Here is a 16,789-nt window from a genome sequence, read left to right as displayed (position 1 = left end):
TCAGTAGTTCACCGTCACCGTGATGGTGTCGGCATAGGCACCGACCGAGACGTACTGGTTAGGTGGAATGCGCCCGTACACCCGATAGCTTTGCGTAAGCGAAGTACCGCCCAAGACAACCAGCACCGTGAAGCTGTCGCTTACGGAATCGGTGCCCCATACCTGGTCGTAGCTGCTGTTGGTGAAGAGGTTGTAGCCCAGCGGCGTCGCGGCGCTGCCGCCGATCATCTTGCGCTCGCCCACATTGCCGTTCAAGCCTTGACTCAAGCTGATGCTGTAGCCGATAGTCGTGACCAGACCGACGCCGCCGACGGCGGTCCCGGTCACAGTGATGATGCTCGATATGTCGCTGGCAGTGACGCGGTTCGGGTCGTAGTTACCGAAAGGCAGCAGGGTGGCGCTGGTCGTCACGCTGCAGGTCACGAGGCCGACCGCCGAGCAGGTGGCGTGGGCTGGCGCCGTCGCGAGGCCGATTGCAGCGATTCCGACCCCTGCGAGCCAATGTGTCGATCCGCGCTGCCGACGCATGACCGGGCGCGTGACGCAACTCAGGAAGTAGCTCATGGCCGCGACACCTCGATCGGCCGGCATTCGAAGGTGCCGAGCGACGGCAAAGGCTCTGCCGTATCGATCTTGCCCAGACCGAAGCCGCAGCGGCTGCCTCGCCACTGCGCTTCGAAGACTTCACCCGAAGCCGGCTGCTCGACGGACACCGTGCCGCCGTAGCCCGAAATGAAAGTTCGTTGCCGCGACTGGCTGCGCACCTCGATGCCGGGCGGCAAAAATTGACCGTCGGGCAATCGAACGATTACCGTCGCAGTGCTGCCGTGGCCGACGTCGAACTGCACTGCCGCGACGCCCCTGAAGCGCGGCACCACCTTGATCGCCTCTTTGCCGATCGTCGCTTCGATGGGCAAGTCACTGCTGTCGATGCTGAGCAGATTCGCCTCGTAGGCCCGAAGCCCCGGCACAACGGCGCGGCCCTGCGCATCGGTGGTGGCGAGATGCTGGTTCTCGCGATACACCTTGAGCCCGGACGAGCCGGGAACATCGACCAGCGCGAACGCATCGTCGGACTGGCGTGTGGCAAAAAGCAGTCCGCCCGCCAGCCCGACCGAGCCACTCGCACGCAATCGCAGGCCCGTGTCTCCGGCATAACTCGACGCCTCAGCCGTTGCCACGCCGTACCGCCCGAGCCAGCTCACATCCGCTTCCGTGCGCGCGCTGTTCCTGCCAGATCCGTTGTAGCCACCGCTGCCACCACGCGAAGCGAGCACGCGGTAAGCGACGCCGCCATCGATGTCGGAAGGCGCCGTGCGATTTAGTTCTGCGATGACCGACGAGCCGCCATCGCCGCGCTGCAAAGACAACGATGCCGTCTGCTGATCGCCGAGCGGCATCGTGAGCGTCAGCCCGACGGAGGTCGCGCCGACCGACCCCGACGGCACGTTGCGCGACTGCTCCGATCGGGATATGTACGCATTCAGCGAAGCACGGCCCGCTATCGCGATCGACCAGTTGGCCGACAGCACAGACACCGGCGCGCCGAAGTCGTAGCGCAGCACCGTGTAGCTTGCGCCGACTGAGCCGAGCGCACCGAGCGAACGGCCGGCGAACACCTGCGTTTGCGCCGCCACGTGCGCGCTGCCGTCCTGCCACGCGATCTGCGTGAAGTCGCGGCTCGCCACCTGGCGGCTGACAGAAAAGTTCCAGCGGTCGCTGAAGCGCGTGAACGAGGCGCGTGCCAGTCGACCGTTGCCCGTGTTGTCGCTGCGGCTGGCGGCGGCGCTCAGGGAGAACTCGCCGATGGGCGACCACACCCATGTCGCACCACCGCCCACCGTCTGGCTGCGGTTGCCGACTTCCGCATGCGCCTCGATCGTGGTGTTGTCGGTCCAGCCCTTGCGCCAGTTGCCGGAGGCGAAGGGCCTCCCGTAGGCGAAGCTGCGCTCGCCATAGAAAAGACGGTTCCAGCTGAACTCGACCGAATAGTCGGACAGCCCCGCGTGCAGCAGGTTCGAGCTCACGTAATACGGCGTGACGACGGTGCGCCGCACGCCCAGTGAATCGGTCACTGCAAAGCGCATGTCGCCAGCGCCGGTCAGCACGGGGATGTCCGACACGGTGAACGGACCGGCATCCGCTCGGCCTTGATAGCGCAGCGTGGCATTGACGAAGACTTCGACCGACGATGGCAGCGCAGAGCCGCCATGCAGTGACGGCGTCGGATAGCTGATGTAGCCCGGCTGCAGGCCGAACTGCGTGCCCCACTGCACCCCCCCGAAGCGCAGCGGCGTCGACCAGTTCGCGCTGCGCGTGATGCTGTCGCCAACGGTCAAGCGCGTCAGGCTCGACGGGTCTTCCCACCGGTAGGCGGTGTCGAGCCGCGTCACGCTATGGGATGTGTCGAAGGCCGTAGGGCCGGCAAGAAAGCTGCTCGACACGAGGCCCCAGGAGCCCGATGCCGACGCATCGAAAAAGCCGGAGGCGCGGGTTCCGGTGCGGTCTCGCTGCAGCGCGATGTCGTAGTTGAGAAACGCGCCGGTGGCCGATTGCGACAGCGCCAGACGACCGGCCGATCGGCTGCGCGCGACGCCTTCCCTAAAGCCTTCGGGCGGAACATCGAGTCGCACGGTCTGGCTCGCCTCGTCGACATCGACGGTGATGCCCGGCACCGCGGTCATGTCGAAGTAGTCATCGCCGTCGACGCTGAGCGCCGGCGTGGCGGGCACCAGCAACTGCCACGCAGCGATATCGCCGCGCTGGAACAGCACTCGGGCGCCGAGCCGCAGCATCGGCAGCACGGCGTCGTATGGCGTGCCGTTGATGCGCACGTCGAGGATGACGGGCAGGGCATCTCGCGAGCCAGGCGCTGGTCGCGCCGGCTGCACTTCATGCACTTCATGCACTTCATGCACTTGCACCAACTGCATCGGCAGGCTCCACAGCACAGCGAGGGCCGCAGCCAACGGCACCGCGGCATCGGTGCGACACATGGGACGACAAGGAAGCGGCCAGGACAAAGCGCCGACAAGCCGAATCAGCGAGAGTGACCGCGAATCATCGAGACGGCGCCTCGCCCGGCATCTGCAGCTGCGCGGGCGGCAAAGGCTGTGCGGCATCGCTCTGCACCTCGACACTGAACGGGCTGCCCGCCGGGAGCGATGGCAGATCCATCGGCAACGCGGTCGCCTGCCCGGCCAGCACGTAGTGCGACAGCGACTTTCTTGCGAACTCGTCGCCATTGCCATGACGCAGTACGACCTGAATGAGCTGGATGTGCTCGTCACCGCCGTTTCGGAAGTTCAGCCGATAGGGCGAAGGCAATTGCGAATTCCGCGTCAAAGTCGAAGACGGCACCGGGGTCGCGTCGCCGCGTTCGACACGCCACTGCACCTCGCGGCGCACCACCTTCGGCGGTACGAAGATCGGCACGCCGATGCGCAGCAAGGTCTGGACCTGGTTGCCGGCCGCGCCGTCCGCCGGCACAGCCCTGTCGCGCGGTAACTGCTGCAAAAAAATGCGGTAGCTCCTCTCACGCTCGCCGGCCGGCACGCGCAGCCCGACCCGTACGATCTGCTGCGCCTGCGCCGCCAGGCGGAAGATCGTCGGGTTGACCAGCACGTCGCGCGTCGGTTCATACACGTCCTTGCCGTCTACCTGCGACCACGCGAAGACTTCTGCCTGCACTGCGACCTCTGCGTCATCCGCGTTGCCGATGGTCATCGCAGCGACCGCGCGCCCTGGCGTGAGCACGATGCGCACCGGCGCGACCTGCAAACTGCCCCCCCATGCCGCTGGCGCGGAGACGATTACGGTGACGACCAACGCGACGACGGCTGTACCGACGTACGGCAACACGTACGCCATCGCCCTCAAGAAAGCTCTCGTTCTCATGCCGCCGCGGCGTCCATGTCAGTCTCGGCACGTCTCAGTAAGTGAGGGTGAGCGTCACGGTGTCTGCGTAGTTGACGGCAGGACCGGCGTTGTACTGCCCGATCGGAATCTGCCCGTAGATCGTGTAGGGCTGGATGACACCGTTGGCGACGTAGCCGGTACCCGTCACGCTGTTGTCCCAGCTGGTGGCGAAGGTACTTTCCTTAAAAAGCCCATAGGTCAGCAAATTGTTGCCCGCCGGCGCCGACGAGCTGGTCATCTTGCGGGCCGTCAGTGTCGCGCCGCTGCCCAGGCCCACGCTCAGCCCAACCGAATACGGCGTGCCGAAAGTGCAGACGACGGTGAACGACGTCGAGCCGGCAAGCGGCGTGTCGCTGGACGGGGTGTAGCTCCCGAAAGCAAGAGTGCCAGGGCCGACGACTGCACACGCCGTCAACACGGTGGCCGTCACCTGGAAAGTGGCTATTGCCGATGCGGCATTCGCGCGCGTTCCGTGGAGTGTGAGGCCGGCAATACAGAGCATTGCAGGCAAGACGAATAACCGGCGACTGATAGAGCTGGTCATTTGATTCCATGAATTGGTTGGGGCCGCCATCCAGCGGATTCGCAAAAGTCTAGGCATCTCATCGCAATGTCATTTCCGATGTTCACATTTTTATATATTTAGTGCAAGCATCGATAACCAAGCGAAGTTTTATGCAAAACCTACATACGGATCACTACTTCATCACGCATTCAAACCGGACTTGTAAGCAACGCATTAAATGTGCGGAAACCCGCATATAAATGTAAGCCAAAAGATCAAAAGTTCTTCCATCGACAACTTTCTTCTAAATTGAACAAATAGAACCATTAACGTATACATTTTTACCCAAAAATTTTGCGTAAGTCGACTAATTTAAGGATCTGCAACCATTCAGAAACATGTACTTCGGTATTAGACAATTCCAATTGATTCGTTTTTTTCCTGTCGCATGCAATCCGCAGTCCGGTCCGATTTTCAGGCGCAAGCGCCCCGCCACGTCGCCGAGCTGCCAATCCAATTCGAACGCTCTCCACGATTCGTTTCGCTCATCGGTGTCTCGGCTGCAGCTGCTGCCGTGCGCGGTATCGACAATGGCGGATCGACGAGCAGCAACACGGAAACCTGTGCTGCCAGCGTCGGCGCCTACGTGGAAGGCGGTGTCGGCACGCCGCCGGATGGTGACCGTCACAAAACGGGTAATCAGGGTCGCCCACGCGCCACGGGACCATGCTCTCACCTAAAGCCAAAGTCCTATTTGGCGGCCGAAGCTTTTTGGGGTGATGTCGTCAAGAGCACAGTCAATCGGCAGGCTTGGGATTGCATCTCGGTGACGACGAGGCAATAGGAGACAGCAATGCAACCTGGTTTCTGGACAGGCTTGGACGTCGTGGTTACAGCGCGAGCGCGATGGCTCGACACGCTGTTAAGCCTTCACCCGTATTCGATCGCGCGTTTCGCCCCGGCAACGATGCGACCCATGACGGGATCTATGTCTGCCTGAATTCCGGCCTGGAGTTCGTGGCCAAGGGCGGCGTGCCGCTGCCCAATGTGAAACAGCGCGAGCACCGCATCTTGTTCAGTGGCATCCAATGGCAGTTATCGGTGTCGATCAGCGCCAATTCCAGATCGCTGCTGCTCGGTGTCTTCGCGCTCTTTCGCTGTCGCTCACTCAAAACAGGTGAATCAGCCTCGCCTGCGCGGTGAGTTCCTCGCGAAAGTCCGGGTGCGCGATACCGATCAGTTCTTTCGCTCGCTGCTTGGCCGATTTGCCGCGCAACTGCGCCACGCCGTATTCGGTGACGACGTAGTTGATGTCGTTCTTGCTGGTGCTCACATGCGTGCCAGGCGACAGCACCGGAACGATGCGCGAAATGGTGTCGTTGCGGGCGGTAGAAGGCACGACGATGAACGCCTTGCCGCCTCGCGAGCGATTGGCTGCGCGCACGAAGTCGCTCTGGCCGCCGGTGCCCGAAAACGGCGCCGAGCCCAGACTCTCCGAGCCACACTGTCCCAGCAAATCGATCTGCAGCGTCGCGTTGATGGCGACCATGTTGTCGTTCAGGCCGGCCAGCGCGGGGTCGTTGGTGAAGTTGACCGGATGCATCTCCAGCATCGGGTTGCGCTCCATGAACCGATAGAGCTTTTTGGACCCGAGCGCGAAGGTCGCGATCATCTTCCCCGGAAGGTAGTTCTTACGGCGATTGGTCACGGCGCCGCATTCGACCAGCGACAGGATGCCGTCGCCGATCATCTCGGTGTGAATGCCGAGGTCGTGCTTGTGGGTGAGTTGCATCACCACCGCATCCGGGATGCCGCCGTAGCCGATCTGCAGCGTCGAGCCGTCTTCGATCATGTCGGCGACGTACTTGCCGATCGCCTCCTGCACCGGGCCAATCTTGGGCAGACCGACTTCGAGCACCGGCTCATCGCTCTCGATGAGCGAGGTGACCTGCGAGATGTGCACGCGACACTCGCCGAATGCGTAAGGCACGTTCGGGTTGACTTCGAGCACCACCGCGCGCGCTTTGGCCACAGCAGCCATCGTGTAGTCGACACCGAGGCTGAGCGCGAAAAAGCCTTCATCGTCCATCGGCGATGCCATGCTGAACACCACATCGGCTGCCATCTGGCCGCGTTCGATCTGCGCCGGGATCTCTGAAAAGTAGTTGGGAATGAAGTCGATCCAGCCGGCTTGTCCACCCGCCCGTGAGGCGCCGCCGTAGAAGAAAGCCACGTGCCGGACATGGTCGACCGTCTCGGGGTCGAGGTACGCGTATTTGCGCATCGCGAGGATTTGCCCGACCTTCACATCGAGGAAATCGCGCCGCTGGTCCGACAGTGCGGTGAGCAGCGCGGGTGGCTCCCCGACGCCCGTCGGCACGACGATGAAGTCGCCGTTCTTCACGTGCCGAATCGCCTCCGCGGCTGTCGTTCGCTTCTGCTGGTAAAGGTCGCGCATCTGCATTTCGAGGTCTCCTGCGGCACCGTATTGACGCCGTCACGGTCGAGTCTATGCTCGCTCTTTTTCAAGACCCTTGATCCATGGCACGTTCCAGCGTTTCTTCAACGCCCTGCATCCGGGTTTCAGCCAGCGGCGTGCACGGGCTCGGCGGATTTGCGACACGCGACCTGCCGGCCGACGCCTTTCTGGGCCTGTACGAAGGCCGGCGCTATTCGCCCGCGCAGATCGCAGCCAAGACGTGGGACGACAACCTCACCTATCTCTTCAAGCTGACGAACGACGAGACCATCGACGGTGCCAAGGGCGGGAACGCGACGCGCCACCTGAACCACTCGTGCGACCCCAACTGCGAAGCGGTCGAGGAGTACGACGAATCCGGCGAACTGGTGCTCAGGTTCCAGACCATCGTGGCAGTCGAGGCCGGCGACGAACTGTTCATCGACTATGGGCTGGCCGCAGACAACGACAAGGTGGCGGCGGACTTTCCGTGCCACTGCGGCTCGGCGAACTGCCGCGGGACCATGCTGGCTTCTACTTCGACCTGAAGACGATCTCTTTCATCCGCGCCAGCTTTGGCGAGACGATCGGCACCGTCAGCATGGTGCTGGCGACCGCCATCACCAGCAACGCGGTGAAGCTCTCGTTGGTGATGATCGCCTTGTCGAGCAGCACGTTGGCGAAGATGATCATGATCAAAGCCTTGGTCTGCAGCAGCCAGCCGACGAGCGAACTTTCGCCGGGTTGCCACTTCAGGATCTTGCCGGCGATGTGAATGCCGATCAGCTTGCCGGCGACCGAGGCAACCAGCAAGACCGCCGCCGCGATGAACACCGCAGCCCCGCCCACCTGCCAGTTGGTGCGCAAGCCAGTGCTCAGGAAAAACACCGGCATCAACACCAGCAGCACGTTGTGGCGCAGCCAGTCCATCTGCTTCTGGTCGAACCACGCCGAATCCATGACGGCCCCCGCGATGAAGGCGCCCACCATGTAGTGCAGCCCCGACCAGTCGGCGCCAAGGCCGCAGGCGGCCAGCCAGGTCAAGCTGCAATACCAGCGGTCGCGCTCCGGAATGCGAGCCATCAGCCAGCGATAGACCACGCTGGCAACGCCGAAGACCACCAGGAAGGCGACCTGCTTGCCGACGCGTTCCCAGTCCATCAGGATCAACGCGAGCACGCCCCATATCGCGATGTCGTCGACGCTCGCGTAACGCAGGATGCGCTGGCCGATCGGCTGCCGCAGGATCTGCAGCTTTTCCATCAGCAGGATGAGGATGGGCAGCGCAGTGACCGCGCACGCCATGCCGATGCCGAGCACGAACTGCCAGGTGAGCGCCTTGGCGCCGATCCAGCCCGGAAACATGAGCATGCCCATGGCAGCCGCACCACCGAACAGCAGCGGCACGCCGAGTGCCATTCCCGCGGTGATGCCGCTCTCGCGCCGGTGCGTCCAGGCCTGCTTCAAGTCGAGTTCGATGCCGGCGATGAAGACGAAGAGCATCACCGCCCACTGCGCGATGGCGTTGAGCGACAGGATCACCGGCGCGCTGAAGACAAATTTGTAGTAGTCGGGGAACAGCGTACCCAACACGCCGGGGCCGAGCAGGATGCCGGTGATGATCTGCACCACCACGGGCGGCGCGAAGTACTCCGTGCGCCCCAAACGCCAGATCAGATAGGGCGCGGTGAAGATGATCAACATCGCTATCAGGAAGATTTCTGACGTACTCATGGCGGTCATGACGGGCAGGCGCTCTCGTGTGGGTTGAACTGACGGGGCGGCAGAAGTTTGCCATGCCCTAGCGACCCGGAAATCGGGCGTCAGTGTCTCAATGCTTCAACGTCGAAGCAGCGGCCGGCACCGCATCACTGCCAAGCACCGAGTTGAACTCCGCACCCGCCATGCGGAAACCGTTGCGCCCACCCTTCTTGGCTTCGTACAGGGCCGCATCGGCACGTGCCAGGAGCGCCGGAATGTCTTCATCGTCGACGCCTGACAACGCGACGCCGATGCTGGTCGTCACACGCAACGCACCGCCCGGGATGCCGAAGACAGGCTTCAGTGCCATCAGAATTCTGCGCGCTGCGATGGCTGCAGCCTCTTCGTCAGCCACGTCTTCCAGCAGCAGCACGAACTCGTCGCCCGCATAGCGCGCCGCCATGTCGGTGGTGCGCACGCCGCGCTTGATGCGTCGCGCGAATTCCTTCAACACCGCATCGCCGCCGGCATGGCCGTGCGAGTCGTTGATGTGCTTGAAGTTGTCGACGTCGAGGTACATCAGGCACATAGGAGTGCGTGAACGGCGCGACCGCGCCATGGCATCGCACACGCGCTCTTCGAACGAGCGGCGATTGGGCAAACCGGTGAGTGCGTCTTCTCGGGCCAGCGCATCGAGCAGCAGTTGCTTTTGCTTGAGTTCGCTGATGTTCAGGTTGACGCCGACGATGCGCAGCGCGGCGCCGTCCAGCCCGCGCTCGACCACCTTGGCGCGGTTCTGAATCCACAGCCAGCGGCCGTCTTTGTGACGCACCCTAACTTCGCCCTCGTACATGGGCGTCTCGCCATTCACATGCCGCGCCAGCCCAGTGCGCGCCGCGTCGTAGTCCTCCGGATGAACCATGCTTTGCCACAACCCGTCGACGGCCTCGATCTCGCCGACCACGTAGCCGAACATGCCCCACCACTGCGCGTTGTAGGTCGCCCTGCCCGTGCGCAAGTCGAGGTCCCACAGGCCGATGTCGCCACCGCTCAGCGCCAGTTCAAGCCGCTCGCCGGTCTTGCGCCGCTCTTCTTCAGCCTGCCGCTGCGCAGTCACGTTAATGTGCGTGCCGACCACGCGCAGCGGACGGCCGTCGGCGCTGCGCTCGACGGCAACGCTCCGGCTCATGACCCAGATCCATTGCCCATCGCGGTGGCGCATGCGGTGCACGAACTCGCAGAACGGCGTGCGGCCCAGCAGATGGCTGTTGAACTCGGCCGCATAGGCACGCCAGTCGTCCGGGTGGATCAGCCCCTTCCAGTCGAGGCTGCCCGGCTGCGCTTCATCGGCGCTGTAGCCGAGCATGGTGCGCTCGCGTGTGTTGATCGTCCACCGGCCCGACGCCACATCGAGGTCCCACAGGCCCAGGTCGCCGCCGCGCAGCACCAGGTCGAGCAACTGGTCGCTGCGCTTTTGATGCAGATCGGCCTCGGTGGCGAGCCGGTCACGTTCCAGCGCCAGCGCTTCGGCTTCATGCGTGCGTGCGCGCAACGCCAGCAGCGATGCGGCCTGGCGTGCCAACATGGCCAAGGCATCGCGCTGCGCGTCGCTGATTTGTCTGGGGCGGGTGTCGATGACGCAGACGGTGCCCAGCGCGGCACCGGCCGCTGTCACGATGGGCGCAGCGGCGTAGAAGCGCAGGTGCGGAGCGGCCGTCACGAGCGGGTCGCTCGCGAACCGGACGTCGAGCGTGGCGTCTTCGATCACCAGCAGTGCGTCGGACACTTCGATGGCGTGCGCACAAAACGAATGCGCACGCGCTATGTCGGAGATCGTCAGGCCGACCGTGGCCTTGTTCCATTGCAGCTCCCGGTCGACGAACGACACCAATGCCACCGGCGTGCCGCAAATCTGCGCCGCGAGCGCTGCGATGTCGTCATAGGCCGCTTCGGCTTCGGAGTCGCGCACGCGCAGCTCGTCCAGCGCTTTGATGCGCGGTTCTTCGTTGGCTTGACTTTGCGGAACCGGCATGCAGCGACACTTTGAAACGTGGTCCCTGCATTTAAGCGGAGACGCGCGGCTTCAAAACGCGGAACTGCGGGTGTTTACAGGTGCTGATCGGCGCTCGGCGGCAATCGCCGCGCCCTCCGCGCCCAGGTCCCAGAACAAGCCAGCCATCAGCTGCAACGACTCGCGCGCCACGCTGCCGAGCATGTGCTCGTTGGGCGCGTGCTGCGCGCAGGCCGGGTACGAGTGCGGCACCCACAGCGTCGGCAAACCGAGCACGTGGGCGAAGACATCGTTGGGCAGCGTGCCGCCCAGGTTGGGCAACAGCGCGGGCACCTTGCCGGTGCTGCGCTCGATGGATGCCAGCGCCCAGCGAACCCATGGGTTGTCGGGGTCGAGCCGCGTGGCTTCCATCAACTCGCCGCTCTGCGTGACTTCGACATCGGTGTAGCCATGGGCGTCGAGATGCTCGCGCACATGCGCCAGAAAGTGCGTGCTGTCGCTGCCGACCACATAACGGATCTGGCAATGCGCGCTGGCGCGGCCGGGGATGGCGTTGACCGGCGCTTCCGGGTTGCCGGTCTTGAAAGCCAGCACCTCCAGCGTGTTCCAGCCGAAGACGCGCTCGGCCGGCGACAGGCCCGGCTCGCCCCAATCCGCATCGACTTGGGGGTCGTCCACGCCGCCGCCGACTTCGATGGACTTGAGCGCCTGGCGCACGTTGTCGGGCAAGGCATCAGGCAGCAGGCTCGGAACACGAATGCGGCCGCGCTCGTCGACCAGGCATGCGATGGCGTTCGCCAACCGGATGCCGGGGTTGCGCAGCAAGCCGCCCCAGTTGCCGGAGTGATGACCCGACGGCCGCAGCGCAATGCGCAAATCGAAGTTGAGGCCGCCGCGCGAGCCGAGAAATAGCGTCGGTCGAGCGGCGGCGACGCGTGGGCCGTCGGATGCGAGAAAGAGATCGGCGCGCAGCGCCTCGCTCTGCAGTTCGCACACCTCACGCAGGCCTGGCGACCCAGTCTCTTCGCCCATCTCCAGCAGCAGCTTCAGGTTGTAGCCGAGCCGACCTTCACGCGCGACCAGCACCTGCGACAAGGCTCCCAGATTGACCGAGTGCTGCCCCTTGTTGTCCGCAGTGCCGCGGCCGTACCAGCGGTCGCCCTCGATGGTCAATTGCCACGGATCGAGTCCTTGCCGCCACTGCGCCGCATGTCCGCGCACCACGTCGCCGTGGCCGTAGCTCAGCACGGTAAAAGACGCACCCGTCTCGGCGCGCTCGGCGAGGAGAAACGGACTGCCGCCGGCCATCGGGTTGGCAACGGTGCGGCAGACAAAGCCGAGCGCTTCGAGGTCCGGCACGATCTGCTGCGCAAGGTACTGTGCCAGCACCGCGTCGCGCGACGGCTCCTGGCTTTCGGTGGGGCACGCCACACGGCGCGCCAGCACTTGCTGGAAACGGCCGTCGTCGAAGTAGTTGGCGGCCAGGGTCAGGGCTCGAGTGCGGCTCATGGGATTCCTTTCGCGCCCATTCTGGCAGCGCTGTCCCGCCGCTGCCCGACCGCGAAGCGGCCTAGAACCGCGTGCCGAAGGCCGTCGCCAATTCTGCGGGTCGCGTGGCGTTGGCTGCCTGGTCGAGCTTCCAGGGCAGGATCTTGCAGGCTCGCATCGGCCGGGCGTAGAAAAATCCCTGCAGCTCGTCGCAGCCGAGCTTCAACACGATGTCGCGCTGTCCCAGTGTCTCGACGCCCTCCGCCACCACCGTCAGGTTCAATGCATGGGCGAGCTTGACCACCGCTTCGACGACAGCGCGCGCATCCGCCTTGGTCTCCAGGTCCTTGACGAAGCTGCGATCGATCTTGAGTTGCCGCGCCGGCAAATCGCGCAAGTGGCTCAGACTCGAATAGCCAGTGCCGAAGTCGTCGATCGACAGATGCACGCCCAGCCGCGAGAGGCCTTCGAAGGTGCGCTGCGTCACCTTCATGTCCTGCATCGCGACCGATTCGGTGATCTCGCACAGCAACTGCGAGCCGAGCACGCCGTGCTTGCGCAACGCCTCTTCTACTTTGTCGACCAACGTCGGCTCGCGCAGTTGGTTGGCAGAGAGGTTGATGGCGACCCGCATGTGCGTGCCCTCCTTGCTCCAGTCTGCGGCTTGGCGGCAAGCCTCGTTGAGCACCCAGTTGCCCAGCCGCACGATCAGCCCGTAGCGTTCGGCAAGCCCGATGAAGCTGTCGGGGCTCACGAGACCGAGCCGCGGATGGTTCCAGCGAACCAACGCCTCGACGCCGCTCATGCGATTGCGGCGGCCGTCGATCTTGGGCTGGTAGTACAGCTCGAACTGGTTGCTCTCCAGCGCCAGCCGGAGGTCGCTCTGCAACTGCAGCTTGTCGGCCGTGTCGACCGCCATCTGCGATTCGAAGAACGCATAACTGGAACCGCCGGCGCGCTTGGCCGCGTACATGGCCACGTCGGCGTTGGCGATCAGTTTGTCCGGCTCGCCTTGCAGCGGATGCATGACCACGCCGATGGAGCACGCAATCTGCAGGTGCTTGCCCATCATGTCGAAGGGCCGAGACAGCGCGTAGAGGATGCGGTCGATGATCTGCACGCAGTCTTCTTGCGCCTTCATGCCTTCGAGCAGCAGCAGGAACTCGTCGCCGCCGACGCGGGCCACGGTATCACCGGGACGCGACTGCTTGATGAGGCGCTCGGCGGTGATTTTCAGGATCTGGTCGCCGGCCGCGTGGCCGAAGGAGTCGTTGACCGGCTTGAAACCGTCGAGGTCGACGAAGAGCACGGCGAGTTGTTCGGCGGCACCCGACTGGTTGACCTGCTCCAGCCGCTGCACCGCGTGTCGCAAGCGGTCTTCGAACAGCAGCCGGTTCGGCAAGCCTGTCAGCGGGTCGGAGAAGGCGCGTTTGAGCAGCTCGTCGTTGGCGCTTTGCAAGCGGGCGTTCGACTCGGTCAGCGACTGCGACAGCTGCCGCGCGACGATCTGCAGCCGCGCCTCGAGCAGCGAAGCCAGCAGCGCGCCGACCAGCAGCATGCACGACGCAACGACGACGATGGCGGTCAGCCCGCTGCCGTTCAGCGCGTTGGCGCTCAGGCACACGGTGCCGACCGGAAACTGCGCCGCGGCCATGCCGGTGTAGTGCATGCCGGAAATCGCCAACCCCATGATGACGGCCGCGAGCAGTTGCATCGGAAAGCGCCGCTCCGCGCGTACTTGCAGCAGCATCCGGAAAATCAGCAGCGCCGCCGCCGACGCAGCGACAGCGATGACCGCGGAGGCCACCACGATCCTGTAGTCCCAGACGATGCCCGGCGTGACGCTCAGCGCCGCCATGCCGATGTAGTGCATGCCGCAGATGCCGACGCCCATCGCCAGCGAGGCCACGACGATCGACCGCGTGCTGTAGTCGGCGCTGCTGGCCACCCGCAGCGCAACGGCGGCAGCGGCCACTGCGGCCACCCATGACACCAGCGTAATGAAGGCGGTAAAGCCGATCTGAATCGGCAAGGTGTATGCCAGCATGCCGACAAAATGCATGGCCCAGATGCCCGTGCCCATGACCAGAGAACCGGTCATCCACCACGTGTTGCTCACGTCGCCGCTGGGCGAACGCACGCGCATCGACAGGTCGAGCGTGACGAAAGACGCGAGCGTCGCGATCACGACCGAAGCCGCGACGATCCACAGGTCGTGGTGCGAACTAAGAAACGGGGAATCGGCCATTCCTTCTCATATCGGCATGCGGGCGCAGAAGTTGAGGGTGAAGGTGCGCCTTGAGTGGCCCGGTCCGACGAACGGCGAGCGGGGCGCGCAGGCCAAACCTTTCACATGACGCAAACCGCACCCGAGCCGCTGCCACTCGATCAACGACCGGCAAGGCCGACTGTGAGCGTGTTTCACATCCACTGCACGGCGCCAGAGCCGAAAAAGTTGAGAGATTACGGTAGCGAACGAGGTTCGAATGTGGTCCGGTTGGCATGCCATTTTCTATTGACAAGCCGATGGATGACACGCTATCTAAAGTGGAAATCTTCGCCGCCAGATGGCCCTGTCGAAGTCACGCAGAATAAGCGCCGGTCAAATGACTTTCTGAGGGAACGACATGAGCGAACTGATCCTCGTCACCGGCGGCGCCGGGTTTATCGGCAGCCACACCTGCGTCGCGCTGGTGGCAGCCGGCTACACACCCGTGATCCTCGACAACCTCGGCAACAGCGACGTGCGTGTGCTTCGGCGGCTTGCCACGATCACCGGCAAAACCATCGAATTCATCGAAGGCGACGTGCGCGACCGCGCCCTGCTCGACCGCCTGTTCCGAGAACACGCCATTGCAGCCGTGATGCATTTCGCCGGCCTCAAAGCCGTAGGCGATTCCGTCGCAGACCCGCTGCACTACTACGACAACAATGTGAACGGCACACTGGTTCTCGCCGCGGCGATGCGAGCGGCAGGCGTCAAGACGCTGATCTTTTCGTCATCGGCCACCGTCTACGGCGAGCCGGAAAGTTCCCCCATACCCGAGAGCGCGCCATGTCGGCCAGAGAGCCCCTATGGACATTCGAAGCGTATGGTCGAGCAGATGCTGGCCGACTTGCATGTCGCACAGCCTGACTGGCGTATTGCATTGCTGCGGTATTTCAATCCGGTCGGCGCGCACCAAAGCGGACTCATCGGCGAACACCCGCAGGGCAAGCCAAACAACCTGATGCCCTATGTGTGCCAGGTCGCAGTGGGTCTGCGCGACCGTCTTGCAGTGCATGGCGGTGACTACCCGACACCCGATGGCACGGGTGTGCGCGACTACGTGCATGTGATGGACCTGGCCGAAGGGCATGTCGCCGCGTTAAGTCACGCGGCGCTTGCACCCGGCCTCGTGACAGTGAATCTCGGCACGGGTCAAGGGGCCTCGGTGCTCGATGTCGTCAAGGCCTTTGAGCTGGCGAGCGGCCAGCCCATTGCCTATGACATTGGGCCGCGCCGTGCAGGCGATGTGCCTGCTTATTGGGGCGACCCGTCACTCGCGCATTCAACACTTCGCTGGAAGGCACGTCGCGGACTGCAACAGATGTGCGAAGACAGTTGGCGCTGGCAAAAAAGTAACCCAAAGGGCTACGGAAACTGATGAGTTACCGGGAGCACCCACAGATTTCTCTGACTCTCCTTTCAGACGCTCTTGTATCGCAATGCAACGTTCTATTGATGACTCTCCATTGAGGGCCTGAGGCACGATTTCTGCTCTCTAATGCTGTTGGCGTCGGCCGAAAAATTGACCCCCGGTGGGGATGCGGCTAAAAACTTGGACTGTTTATGCCGTGAGGCCCAAGCTTCTTCGGTAGTCGACGGGACTGCGCGCGCCCAAGGACATCTTGATCCGCTTCTCGTTGTACCAGCGGATGTAAGAGTCCAAGGCTTGGACGAATTGCTCGACGGTCGAAGATTGCCAATTACCAGGATAGAACCATTCGGTCTTTAATCGACCGAAGAATCCCTCGCAAGCTGCATTGTCGGGCGAACAGCCTTTGCGAGACATCGAACGCGTCAGCTCGGCATCTGCGATGCGTGCCAGCCATCCAGGCCAACGGTAGTGGGCGCCGCGATCGGAGTGCACGACAGGCCGGCTGGCGCTGTCGATGGTTTCGATGGCGGCATCCAGCATCGCGTTGACGAGCTGCGCGTCCGGGCGCATGCCGATCGTCCAGCTGACCACCTTGCCATCGAAGCAGTCGATCACGGGCGACAGGTACACCTTGCCCGCCGGAATGTGGAACTCCGAGATGTCGGTGAGCCATTTCTCATTGGGAGCACCAGCGGTGAAGTCGCGGTTGACGAGGTTCTCTGCCGCTGGACTGATCTCGCCCAGATAGGAACCATACCGACGCCGCTTGGGCCTCGCAGCGACCAGGCGCTCCTGCTTCATCAAGCGCAGCACCACCTTCTCACAAATGTGCATGCACTGGCTGCTCAGTGACGCCCGCATCCGACGGTACCCGTAACAGCGGTGATTGCGCTCGAAGATGTCCGCCATGGTGCCGCGCACCTGGGAGTACTTGTCTGCGACTTGTGCCTGGGCGCGATGATAGAAGTACGAGCTTCTTGCCAGGCCGAGCGTTTCAAGGAGCTCAAGCACCGGGTAGATCTGTTTCAGGGCATCAACCAGCTGTGTCTTTTCCCGATTGCTCAGGC

At 63.5% G+C, this 16,789-nt stretch carries 13 protein-coding genes; 3 read left to right on the top strand and 10 right to left on the bottom strand.

The annotated features are described in order from the left end of the window. From RCH10_RS23985 to RCH10_RS23970, 4 genes are all read right to left on the bottom strand, one after another. Entirely contained in the window at window positions 1-564 is a 564-nt protein-coding gene (locus tag RCH10_RS23985) for a spore coat U domain-containing protein (protein ID WP_409054361.1), read from the bottom strand. After that, on the bottom strand, window positions 561-2,996 hold the full coding sequence (locus RCH10_RS23980; protein WP_409054360.1) for a fimbria/pilus outer membrane usher protein: 2,436 nt from the start codon (window positions 2,994-2,996) through the stop codon (window positions 561-563). The genes RCH10_RS23985 and RCH10_RS23980 overlap by 4 nt, the downstream gene beginning before the upstream one ends. Window positions 2,997-3,060: 64 nt before the next feature. After that, window positions 3,061-3,897 (bottom strand): molecular chaperone, encoded by an 837-nt coding sequence (locus RCH10_RS23975; RefSeq protein WP_409054359.1) that lies wholly within the window; start codon window positions 3,895-3,897, stop codon window positions 3,061-3,063. 34 nt (window positions 3,898-3,931) lie between these two features. Beyond that, complete coding sequence (locus RCH10_RS23970; RefSeq protein ID WP_409054358.1) at window positions 3,932-4,462, bottom strand: spore coat U domain-containing protein; 531 nt, start codon at window positions 4,460-4,462, stop codon at window positions 3,932-3,934. A 771-nt stretch (window positions 4,463-5,233) separates the two neighbouring features. Between RCH10_RS23970 and RCH10_RS23965 the strand changes: the two genes are divergently transcribed. Then, window positions 5,234-5,626, top strand: coding sequence for a hypothetical protein (locus RCH10_RS23965; protein WP_409054357.1), 393 nt, complete (start codon window positions 5,234-5,236; stop codon window positions 5,624-5,626). On the opposite strand, the gene RCH10_RS23960 is transcribed toward RCH10_RS23965, so the two are convergent. Beyond that, window positions 5,592-6,887 carry an acetyl-CoA hydrolase/transferase family protein gene (locus RCH10_RS23960; RefSeq protein ID WP_409054356.1) on the bottom strand — a complete coding sequence of 432 codons (1,296 nt, stop codon included), beginning with the start codon at window positions 6,885-6,887 and terminating at the stop codon, window positions 5,592-5,594. The genes RCH10_RS23965 and RCH10_RS23960 overlap by 35 nt on opposite strands. A gap of 77 nt (window positions 6,888-6,964) precedes the next feature. Between RCH10_RS23960 and RCH10_RS23955 the strand changes: the two genes are divergently transcribed. Then, window positions 6,965-7,429: an SET domain-containing protein gene (locus RCH10_RS23955; protein ID WP_187051642.1), complete on the top strand. Its 465-nt coding sequence runs from the start codon at window positions 6,965-6,967 to the stop codon at window positions 7,427-7,429. Here RCH10_RS23955 and RCH10_RS23950 read toward each other — a convergent pair. From RCH10_RS23950 to RCH10_RS23935, 4 genes are all read right to left on the bottom strand, one after another. Beyond that, window positions 7,416-8,615: a cation:proton antiporter gene (locus RCH10_RS23950; protein WP_409054355.1), complete on the bottom strand. Its 1,200-nt coding sequence runs from the start codon at window positions 8,613-8,615 to the stop codon at window positions 7,416-7,418. The two genes, RCH10_RS23955 and RCH10_RS23950, sit on opposite strands and share 14 nt — an antisense overlap. A gap of 97 nt (window positions 8,616-8,712) precedes the next feature. Further along, window positions 8,713-10,614, bottom strand: coding sequence for a diguanylate cyclase domain-containing protein (locus RCH10_RS23945; protein WP_409054354.1), 1,902 nt, complete (start codon window positions 10,612-10,614; stop codon window positions 8,713-8,715). Window positions 10,615-10,665: 51 nt separating this feature from the next. Continuing rightward, the gene (locus RCH10_RS23940) at window positions 10,666-12,102 is read right to left on the bottom strand and encodes a M20 family metallopeptidase (RefSeq protein WP_409054353.1); all 1,437 of its coding nucleotides are present in this window, start codon (window positions 12,100-12,102) and stop codon (window positions 10,666-10,668) included. Window positions 12,103-12,163: 61 nt separating this feature from the next. Continuing rightward, on the bottom strand, window positions 12,164-14,329 hold the full coding sequence (locus RCH10_RS23935; RefSeq protein WP_409054352.1) for a putative bifunctional diguanylate cyclase/phosphodiesterase: 2,166 nt from the start codon (window positions 14,327-14,329) through the stop codon (window positions 12,164-12,166). Between the two features lie 379 nt (window positions 14,330-14,708). On the opposite strand from RCH10_RS23935, the gene galE reads away from it, so the two are divergent. Further along, window positions 14,709-15,728: a UDP-glucose 4-epimerase GalE gene (galE, locus tag RCH10_RS23930; protein WP_409054351.1), complete on the top strand. Its 1,020-nt coding sequence runs from the start codon at window positions 14,709-14,711 to the stop codon at window positions 15,726-15,728. A 183-nt stretch (window positions 15,729-15,911) separates the two neighbouring features. Here galE and RCH10_RS23925 read toward each other — a convergent pair. Beyond that, window positions 15,912-16,789: IS3 family transposase (locus RCH10_RS23925; RefSeq protein ID WP_409054350.1), on the bottom strand; the 878-nt coding region annotated here is incomplete at its 5' end.

Origin of the sequence: Variovorax sp. GrIS 2.14 (genome assembly GCF_046115955.1) — a bacterium.
Taxonomy (GTDB): Bacteria; Pseudomonadota; Gammaproteobacteria; order Burkholderiales; family Burkholderiaceae_C; genus Variovorax.
The sequence above is the reverse complement of the archived record's forward strand: the minus strand, read 5'-3'. Positions and strand labels throughout refer to the sequence as shown.